The following is a 10,227-nucleotide window of genomic DNA, read 5'->3' as shown; positions in this document are numbered from 1 at the left end:
GCCAATCAGTTTGTGATTACCGATACACTTTCGAGCTCAGCCGATGATACTTTGAGGGTAGTAAACTATAAAATCCCTTATATGGGCAACGCTAAGAGCACATTTAATATCCCAACATGGAATTTGCCCGGTTTAAGCCCTTTTAACGGTGCAAACGTAAACAGTTACAGTAATTTACAATCATCTGTTTTGGCTGCTGCACACCCTTTTATGTTAATGGATTACGCTGAAGTTTGTTTTATGAAAGCCGAAGCCAAAGAATTGGGACTGGGCGGTACCAAAACATCAGAGCAGTATTATCTTGATGGGATCAATGCCAATTTTGCGTTTTGGGGATTAAGCAATTCCGCTGCGGCCTATACGGCTGGCAATGGAATTAAGTGGAATACTGCCGGCAAGGGTTACAATAATTTCTGGGGACTGGTTAATTCAGATATCCCACAGAACAATATGGCCAAAATATGGGTGCAGCGCTGGTTAAATTATTATCCTGATGGTGCTTACGAAGCCTGGACCTTACAGCGCCGTACCAATAACCTTAAACTTGTTCCGCATACCAATCCGGCCAGTGCTGTGTTAAACAATCCGTTCCAGGAAATCCCTGATCGTTGGGAATACCCGGTAATTGCCGAAAGAAATATTGAAGCCTACAGACAGGCACTGGTGATTTTGGGCAGTCCGCAGGATTCGCCTGAAAAAGCCTTAAAGTTTGCCGCACCTTATGTACACCGCAACTGGAGCCTGGCACAACCGTTTTTCGATGCCCGTTTTGAGCAGAAATGGTTTGGTAATACCATCCAGGATTTAACAGCCGCAGGAATAACCTACACCATTGTAAATAAATTTTTAAAGCCTTAACCAGATCAATATGAACAGCAGATTAAAAAATGAAAGGTTTGAAATGGACAGCAATAAAAAAACAATGAAAAAATTAAATAAATACAGGTACCTGGGGCTAATGGCACTGGTTACTTTCACTTTTGCCTGTAAAAAAGGTAGCGATCAGCCTTCGGTTGATGATAATGTGCTCAATTATGAAATCGAGATCAAACCGCCAACACGCAATTATATTTTAGGGGCATTTTATACCAACTTTGGTTCTGGCTTTAACGCCAATATCAAAGAGGTACCCAGCATTGGCAAATATGCCTATCCGAATGCATTGCCAACCACTATTCCCGCTTCGGGCGTAAACGTAATGACGGAGCAGATCAACATGGCCAAAAAAGCAAAGCTCGATTATTTTGTGTTTTCGGTGCGTTCTGCAAACCTCGATTTTAACAATTACCGGAACGACTCGATTACGGTAAATGCCTTTTTAAATGCGCCGAACACGAAAGACATGAAATTTGCACTTTCCTACAACCTTAATACGGCCTCTTTGGGCATCAGCAATACCATTGCCATCGAAACCCTGCCGGCAAGGCTCGAGTCTTTTTATAAGGATTTCCAAAGGATGGGTGCCGATCCTAACAGTTATTTTAAAAAGGATAATTACATGAAGGTTAACGGTAAAACGCTCGTAATCATCAATAATGCACAAAATCTGAATGCAAATGATTGTCCGGCAGTGTATAAGGAAATCCGCAGAAGACTGTCGTTATTGGGCTTTGAGCTTTATATCGTGGGCATGCAGGATCGTTGGTCGCCGCCACAGCGCTTTTACTACCGTTTTCAGAACTGTGTTGATGCCATGTACGAATACAATATGATCGATACCCGCGATTACGACCGTTACTTTTTGTTTCTGCAGAATGTAGATCAGGGCTGGAGATACTGGAAAAGTATGTTGCAATCATGGAATATCGAATTTATCCCGAGCATATCGCCGGCCTTCAATAACCTGATTACGAACCCGGCAAGCAGAAATCCTAACTTTTTAAGAAACGACGGTGGTTTGTTCTACCGGAAATTCTGTAATGTGGCCAAAGATAATGCTTCGTCAAGCGGATTGATTTTTATCGATTCGTGGAATAATTATAACCTCGATACGCAGATAGAATCAACGCAGGGTTATGGCGATTTATATTTAGATATTACCAGACAGGAGTTTAAGTTGAATTAATTTCAGTTAGTTGGAAGACCGGGGACGGAGGTCCGAGGATTGGGCTCCCAAAAACGTCGTCATTTCGAGCGGAGTGCAACGAAGTCGAGAACCACGGAGTGCTCAGCGCAGCTAAATCTGCCTCGAGATAGATCTCTCCACTTCACTACGTTCCGGTCGAGATGACGGTAACTTTATAGGAAACTGTCATCCTGAACGTAGTGAAGGATCTTTATCATCACTAGATTCTTCACTGCGTTTATAACGACAAAACCATTTTTGCCAAAAAAACAAAATACATGTTCAAAAAGAAATATTACATCCTTTTAATCACCCTAGCAATAAGCACGATAGCTGTTCAGGCAAAAATCAAAATCGCCTGTATCGGTGCCAGCATTACCTATGGGGCAGGAATAGCGCAACGCGAAACCAATGCTTACCCTGCGCAGCTTCAGAAACTGATGGGAGGTAATTACGAAGTGCGTAATTTTGGAATCAGCGGTACCACATTGCTATTAAAAGGCGATTATCCTTATCAAAAAACGGTAAAGTTTAACGAAACATTGCAATGGAATCCCGATATAGTAATCATCGATCTCGGTGGTAATGATGCCAAAGCCATTAACAGGAAATACATAAGCGACTTTAAGACGGATTATATGAACTTGATCGGAAGTTTTAAACAGCTCCGCAATCAGCCCAGGATTGTACTATTAACGGCTATGGTTTCTTTCGTAAAAGATTCAGCAGGTATCTGGGATCCCGTAATTACAAAAAAGATTAACCCATTGATACAGGAGATTGCTTTTGCGGCAAAAGTAGAAGTGATTGATATGCATGCTCCCTTGATTAACCATCAGGAACTATTTCCCGATTTGCTGCATCCGAACGCCGAAGGAGCATCCATTATGGCCAATACCGTTTACAGTTGTTTAAGTATAAAAAGAGATCCCTCTTTCGATATTTTCTCCAGATTATCCAATCCCTTAAAGATTTCCGGTTTTTTTGGTTACGAATGTGCCGATTTTAATTTTGAAGGCAGAAATTGTAAAGTGGTTAAGCCAAAATCAGCTGCTAAAGGGCATCCATGGGTGTGGAGGGCACGCTTTTGGGCACACGAACCACAGGCTGATATTGCCCTGCTCGAAAAAGGTTTCCATATTGTATACTGCGATGTGGCCGAGCTATTGGGCAATCAAACGGCCATCGATATCTGGAATGCTTATTACAATCTTTTGGTAAATGCAGGATTGAATAAAAAAGCGGTGATGGAGGGAATGAGCCGTGGTGGCATATATGTTTTCAATTGGGCTGCCGAAAATCCCGAAAAAGTAGCCTGTGTTTATGTCGATAATCCCTTATTGAACATTTCGGGATGGGCGGGCGCTATACTGGAAAGCGGAAAGCCAAATGATATGGTAAAGGCATTTATGACCGGTTTCGGTTTAAAAGATCTTACGGAAGTAAAGAATTTTAATAAAAACCCCACAGATCGCACTGCCGAAATTGTGAAAGGGAAATACCCGATATTGATCTTGTGTGCCGATGCCGATGAGCAGGTAAAACCATCAGAAAATACATTGGATTTTGAACGCAAAATATTAGCTAAAGGTGGACAGATAAAAGTGATCCATAAATCTGGATCGGCGCATCATCCCCACAGTTTACCCAATCCGAAACCTATTGTCGATTTTATTTTAAATGCCACGGCTAAATTATAGCAGTGATTAATTTTTGTAGTAATATTTTATTAAATAATTGGATTTTTTTGTGGTAATGCGCTGATTATTAATTATTAATGTTGATCTGGTTTGTTTTGATAACCGTTTCGTTACAAATAACAAATTTCTATTAATTGTTTATTAATACTTTTTTAAGCCATTCTTCTAAATTCACCATCTGTTAAACTAACCAGATTAAACCTACTTTATGAAAAAGATTACATCCATCAGCAGTCTGATTGTACTCGCCATTTTACTTTTCAGCAACAGCTTGTCTGCCAAAAAACAGAAAGTTCTTATTTTCTGCAAAACAGCAGGCTTTCACCACAATGCCATTGCCGATGGGGTGAAAGCCATTATCAAGTTGGGTGCCGAAAACGATTTCGATGTAGATAGCACTACAAATGCAACCAATTTTAACGCAACTAACCTTAAAAAGTATAAGGCCGTAATTTTTCTGAGCACCACCGGTGATGTATTGAACGATAGCCAGCAAAAAGCTTTCGAAGAGTACATTCAGCATGGTGGCGCTTTTGTTGGCGTGCACGCTGCAACCGATTGCGAATACCAATGGCCCTGGTATGGCAAGCTGGTTGGGGCCTACTTTGCCGGTCACCCTAACCAACAGGATGCCGAACTGAACGTAATCGATAAAAATCACCTGTCAACCGAAATGCTTCCGGCTTTATGGAAAAGAAAAGACGAGTGGTACAATTTTAAAACCCTTGCCAACGACCTTAAAGTATTGATTACCATTAATGAAAAAAGCTACGATGCCGGTAAAGCCAAAATGGGCGACGACCATCCCATGGCCTGGTACCATACTTACGATGGCGGCAGGGCTTTTTATACCGAACTGGGCCATACCGAAGCTTCTTATACCGAACCATTGTTTCTCCAGCATTTATTGGGAGGAATTAAATATGCGTTAGGCCGTAAAAAATAACCACAACACACAAATAAAAAATGAAAAAGAACAAAAGAATTGTATTGGGTATAATGTTGCTATCAGGTTTCATTTATACCTGTAAAGTTACCCAAACAGCCCTTAAACGCGATGCTGATGGAAAAATCATCGTCAATACCAATCCTTCTCCGGCTTATCTCTCTCCGGAAGAAAGTATGAAAACCATCCACCTGCAGAAAGGATATCATTTAGAACTGGTAGCCAGCGAACCGATGATCCACGAACCTGTTGCCATTGTATGGGATGGGAACGGCAGGATGTATGTTGCCGAAATGAATACCTATATGCAGGATGTTGATGGAACAGGGGAGATGAAAGCTGTATGCTCGGTTAAAAGGCTCGAGGATACCAACGGCGACGGAAAAATGGACAAATCAGTCGTTTTTATTGATAACCTTGTGCTTCCCCGTATGATTTTAACCCTTGATGACCGCTTATTGGTAAACGAGACCAATTCTAACAATATTTATAGCTACCGCGATACCAATGGCGATGGCGTGGCTGATGAGAAAAAAATGGTATTTAATAACGATGCTATCAATACCGGTAACCTCGAACACCAGAAAAGCGGTTTAATCTGGAATATCGACAATAAAATTTATGTTACGGTAGAAAACGCCCGTTACAGCTATGATAACGGACAGATTAAACGCGAATTCCTGCCAGAAGGTGCAAGCGGACAATGGGGACTTACCCACGATGATTATGGCAGGTTGTACTTTTCTGCTGCAGGTTCCGAAACTCCTGCTTTAAACTTTCAGCAGAACCCTGCTTATGGCAGACTTGATTTTAAAGATCAGTACAACGACGAATTCCAGGCAGTATGGCCGATTATTTCAACCCCTGATGTACAGGGTGGGGTTAGCCGCCTGCGTCCGGATAGTACACTGAACCACTTTACCGGCTGTACGGGGCAATCTATTTTCAGGGGAACAGCTTTACCGAATGATGCAAGGGGTGATCTGTTTATCTGCGAGCCGGTTGGCCGTTTAATCCGCAGGGCAAAAGTGGCCAATACTGCCGGAAAAATTACCTTAACCAATGCCTATAACAAAGAAGAATTTATTGCTTCTACCGATATGAATTTCCGTCCGGTTAACAGTGTAACCGGTCCTGATGGTAGCCTTTACATTGTAGATATGTACCGTGGGATTATCCAGGAAGGAAACTGGACAAAACCGGGCAGCTTTTTAAGAAGCAAAATCGTTCCGCGTGGTTTAGACAAAAATATTGGTCGCGGCCGCATTTACCGTGTGGTTTACGATGGGATCAAACCTGATAAAAAACGTCCGCAGATGTTAAACCAACCCAGCAGCGAACTGGTGGCTTATCTCGAACACCCAAACGGCTGGTGGAGAGATAATGCACAGAAATTATTAGTGGTACGTGGTGATAAATCGGTTGTTCCGGCATTAAAAACCATGGCTACTACCGCTGCAAATCCGTTAGCACGTATCCATGCCCTTTGGACGCTTAACGGTTTAAAATCGCTTGATGAGCAAACTTTAAACCAGGGTTTAAAAGATAAAGATGCCTCGGTAAGGAAAACCGCAGTTTGGATCTGTGATGATAAATTGAGGCAAGGCAATACCAGTTTATTAACTACGCTGGCCGCACTTAAAAACGATCCTAGCGAAGATGTGCGTTTTCAGCTTGCACTAAGCCTGCGTTATGCAAAATCAGATCAATCGAAAGCTTTATTGGCCGATGTTCTGGCACAGAATAACAATGTTCCGGTTCTGGTAGAATCGCAGAAGAAGTACCAATCGGCCATTGATGCCAAAGCAGCTTCGGAGCGGAATGCCAAATTAATGGCAGAAGCCGACCGTAAACTGGTAACCGAAGGCGGATTGATTTTTAAACAGTTGTGTGCCACCTGCCACGGTGCTGATGGAAAAGGTGTTTCAATCGGTGGGAAAGATATGCCTGCACCACCGCTTGCCTCATCAAAAGATGTAACCGGTGATCCGCAGAAACTGATCAAAATATTGCTTCATGGACTTTCGGGGCCGATAAACGCTAAAACCTATCCGGATGTAATGCCTGCATTGGGTTTTAATACCGACGATTATATTGCTTCGGTTTTGAGTTACATCCGTAACGATTTAGGCAACAAAGCCAGTACCATTAAACCAGCCGATGTAAAGAAAGTCCGCGATTTACATGCCTCGCGCACCAAGCCATGGACAATAACCGAACTCGAATCATCTAAATAAAACCTATAAAAAACAATATGCCAAACATTCAAACCAACAAATTATTTTGGGCAAGCTGCCTTGCCCTGCTCGTAACCTCGCTTTCTTTCGGGATCAGGGCGGGCATGATGGGGCAGCTTGCCAACGAATTTCAGCTCAATGCCACACAATTGGGCACCATTACCGCTACAGCCTTTTGGGGTTTCCCTCTGGCCATCATCATTGGCGGTTTCATTGTAGATGCCGTGGGCATGAAACGCCTGCTGGTTGCTGCTTTCGTATTCCACCTGGCCGGTATCGCCTTAACCATTTTTGCACAGGGCTATTGGAGCCTGTTCCTTTCTACCTTGCTTATCGGCATTGCAAACGGAACGGTTGAGGCAGCCTGTAACCCTTTGGTGGCAACCTTATTTCCGGAAAATAAAACCACAAAATTAAACCACTTTCATTTATGGTTCCCTGGTGGCATTGTAATCGGTACGCTTGTGGTAACCCTTTTCGTAAAAGTTGGTTTCAGCTGGCAATGGCAGGTAGCGGCCATGTTGTTGCCTACACTGGTTTATGGTTTTCTTTTTTCTAAACTCGATTTCCCGAAAACCGAACGTGTTACCTCAGGTTATAGCACATCCGATATGTACCGCGCCGTATTGTCGCCGCTTTTTATTTTTATGTTCATCTGCATGTTCGGTACGGCTATTACCGAACTTTTTACCGGACAATGGATCGGTTTACTACTGAAAAACGTAACCGATAATGCTTTGCTTTTACTTACCCTTACTACAGGGATTATGGTTATCGGCCGTGCATTTGCCGAACCGGTTGTACATAAACTGGCTCCGCAGGGTGTTTTGCTGTTATCGGCCATATTTGCTGCCAGCGGATTATACATGTTGAGTACGCTTACCGGAAGTTCAATTTTCCTTGCCGCCATTGTATTCGGGATAGGTGTATGTTATTTCTGGCCTACCATGATCGGTTTTGTGGCCGAAAACATCCCCGGATCAGGGGCATTGGGGCTCAATTTAATGGGTGGGGCAGGTATGTTTGCCGTTTCTATCTACACCGTGTTTATGGGGAGTTTTTACGATAAATTGATTGTAAAACACCTTCCGGCGGGTGCCGATCTTAAAGTTTATTCTAAAGCTTCGGAAGGTTCGCTACTGGCGCAGGACCTTAACGAAGCCAAAAACATGGCCGGACCAGAAATTTTACAGGCTACATTGGTAATTCCTTTGATACTGGTACTGGCCTTCACCGGATTATTACTTTATATGCGCTCCAGAAAACTCAGGGCATCAAAATCTTTACATGTAATTTAAACAAGCTTCTACACCAATTTACGATAACCTTTAACCCATAAATGAAGAACCTATTCAGATCCTGTATTGTCCTTTCCAATATTGTATTGCTCTCTCTTAATACCCTTTTACCAGCGCGGGCGCAGGAAAAAAATAACGATGGGGCCGGAAACCTCAAATATATAGATCCCCGTATCGGTAATGTCGGTCAGCTGTTGCAGCCTACCCGGCCTACGGTACAATTGCCGAACCAGATGATCCGTATGTTTCCACAACGTAGCGATTATATGGACGACCAGATTTCAAGCTTTCCCTTAAATGTTGTTTCCCATCGTTTAGGAGAGGTTTTTTCCATCAAACCATCTGTAAAAAAGATTGAGCTGGCAAACTGGCGTAACCAGTTAACCTACGATTACGATCTTGAAATAACCAGACCGTGGTATTACAGCGCCTTTTTGCTTGATGATGAAGTAAATGTAGAATTTGTACCCGGAAAAAAGACCGGTTATTACCGTTTTGCGTTTCCTGCAAATGCACAGAAATCGCTGTTGCTGGGCACCTATAATCCAGGCGAATCAGCCTATAAATTCATTTCCGATACCGAATTAACCGGATTGGAAACCTATCATGGCAATGTGAAGGTATATTTATATGGCGTTTTTGATGCCGGTGCCAATTTTGGGGTGGTTAAAGGCGGTCAGGTGGTAAATGAGCGGTCCATTGATGGCAAAAGTGTAAAAGCATGGATCAATTTTGATCAGAACAAGTCAAAAAACATCAATTTTAAATATGCCATCTCTTACATCAGTGCCGCTCAGGCCAAAAAGAACTATGATGCAGAATTTGCAGGGCAAAGTTTCGAAAGCATCAAATCGCAGGGCGAAAATGCCTGGGCAAAAGTAATCAACCAAATCCAGACGGCTGGAGGTACCGAAGCCCAAAAACGTTCATTTTATACCGCGCTTTACCGTACTTACGAGCGTATGGTTGATATTACCGAAGATGGCCAGTATTTTAGTGGTTACGATAACAAGATCCACCAAACGAGCCGTCCTTTTTTTGTTGATGATTGGGCATGGGATACCTATCTGGCACATCATCCACTCCGGGTAATCCTAAATCCGGCGCAGGAAGAGGATATGCTTAATTCTTATGTAAATATGTACAGCCAGAGCGGCTGGATGCCTACATTTCCGGTACTTTTTGGCGATCATGTGTGCATGAACGGTTTTCACTCTACCGTGAGTTTTCTGGATGCCCATCGCAAAGGATTGAAAAATTTCGATATGGCAGAAGCTTATAAGGGCATGTATAAAAATGCAACCGAAGCCACCATGTTACCTTGGAAAAACGGTCCTAAAACCGAACTGGAAGAAGTATATTATCAGAAAGGTTATTTCCCCGCTTTACATCCCGGCGAAAAGGAGACCGTTGCAGATGTGCACAGTTTTGAAAAACGCCAGGCCGTGGCCATCACCCTCGGGCACAGTTACGACGATTGGGCTTTGGGCGAACTGGCCAACGATTTGGGCAAAACAGCTGATTATAAAAAATTCAATGCTAGAGGACAGAATTACCGCAATTTATGGGATCCGAAAAAGCAATTGTTTATGCCAAAGGATAACAAAGGAAACTGGATCAATATCGATCCTAAATTTGATGGCGGAATGGGCGGCCGTGATTATTATGACGAAAACAACGGCTGGACTTACGTATGGCAGGTACAGCACGATGTTAATGGTTTGATCGGATTATTCGGAGGGAACAAAAACTTCGAAAATAAACTCGATCAGCTTTTCAGGGAACCGCTTGACAGGAGTAAATATGAATTTAACGCCAAGTTTCCTGATGCTACTGGTCTGGTAGGTCAGTATTCGATGGGGAATGAGCCAAGTTTCCATATTCCGTATCTGTATAATTTCACTTCATCACCATGGAAAACGCAAAGAAGAGTTCGCTTTTTATTGGATACCTGGTTTAAAGATAATGTTTTCGGCATTCC

Annotated in this window: 7 protein-coding genes; all 7 read left to right on the top strand. The window is 42.8% G+C overall.

The window, feature by feature from the left end:
* Positions 1 to 858: SusD/RagB family nutrient-binding outer membrane lipoprotein (locus tag B2V92_RS02780; RefSeq protein ID WP_293304619.1), on the top strand; the 858-nt coding region annotated here is incomplete at its 5' end.
* 10 nt (positions 859 to 868) lie between these two features.
* Positions 869 to 2,065 carry a glycoside hydrolase family 99-like domain-containing protein gene (locus tag B2V92_RS02775; protein ID WP_293304617.1) on the top strand — a complete coding sequence of 399 codons (1,197 nt, stop codon included), beginning with the start codon at positions 869 to 871 and terminating at the stop codon, positions 2,063 to 2,065.
* A 278-nt stretch (positions 2,066 to 2,343) separates the two neighbouring features.
* The gene (locus B2V92_RS02770) at positions 2,344 to 3,765 is read left to right on the top strand and encodes a GDSL-type esterase/lipase family protein (RefSeq protein WP_293304615.1); all 1,422 of its coding nucleotides are present in this window, start codon (positions 2,344 to 2,346) and stop codon (positions 3,763 to 3,765) included.
* Positions 3,766 to 3,973: 208 nt separating this feature from the next.
* Complete coding sequence (locus tag B2V92_RS02765) at positions 3,974 to 4,711, top strand: ThuA domain-containing protein (RefSeq protein WP_293304613.1); 738 nt, start codon at positions 3,974 to 3,976, stop codon at positions 4,709 to 4,711.
* 20 nt (positions 4,712 to 4,731) lie between these two features.
* Entirely contained in the window at positions 4,732 to 6,948 is a 2,217-nt protein-coding gene (locus B2V92_RS02760) for a DUF7133 domain-containing protein (protein ID WP_293304611.1), read from the top strand.
* A 17-nt stretch (positions 6,949 to 6,965) separates the two neighbouring features.
* Positions 6,966 to 8,246, top strand: coding sequence for an MFS transporter (locus B2V92_RS02755; protein WP_293304610.1), 1,281 nt, complete (start codon positions 6,966 to 6,968; stop codon positions 8,244 to 8,246).
* A gap of 41 nt (positions 8,247 to 8,287) precedes the next feature.
* The coding region (locus tag B2V92_RS02750; RefSeq protein WP_293304609.1) for a GH92 family glycosyl hydrolase at positions 8,288 to 10,227 on the top strand (1,940 nt) is incomplete at its 3' end.

Source organism: Pedobacter sp. UBA5917 (assembly GCF_002432345.1).
Classification (GTDB): Bacteria; Bacteroidota; Bacteroidia; order Sphingobacteriales; family Sphingobacteriaceae; genus Pedobacter.
This window is presented reverse-complemented; position numbering and strand designations above follow the sequence as displayed.

Excerpts from the sequence above, each read along its gene's own strand:
- B2V92_RS02775 (WP_293304617.1), top strand. The coding sequence starts at position 869 with ATGAACAGCAGATTAAAAAATGAAAGGTTTGAAATGGACAGCAATAAA.
- B2V92_RS02770 (WP_293304615.1), top strand. The coding sequence starts at position 2,344 with ATGTTCAAAAAGAAATATTACATCCTTTTAATCACCCTAGCAATAAGC.
- B2V92_RS02765 (WP_293304613.1), top strand. The coding sequence starts at position 3,974 with ATGAAAAAGATTACATCCATCAGCAGTCTGATTGTACTCGCCATTTTA.
- B2V92_RS02760 (WP_293304611.1), top strand. The coding sequence starts at position 4,732 with ATGAAAAAGAACAAAAGAATTGTATTGGGTATAATGTTGCTATCAGGT.
- B2V92_RS02755 (WP_293304610.1), top strand. The coding sequence starts at position 6,966 with ATGCCAAACATTCAAACCAACAAATTATTTTGGGCAAGCTGCCTTGCC.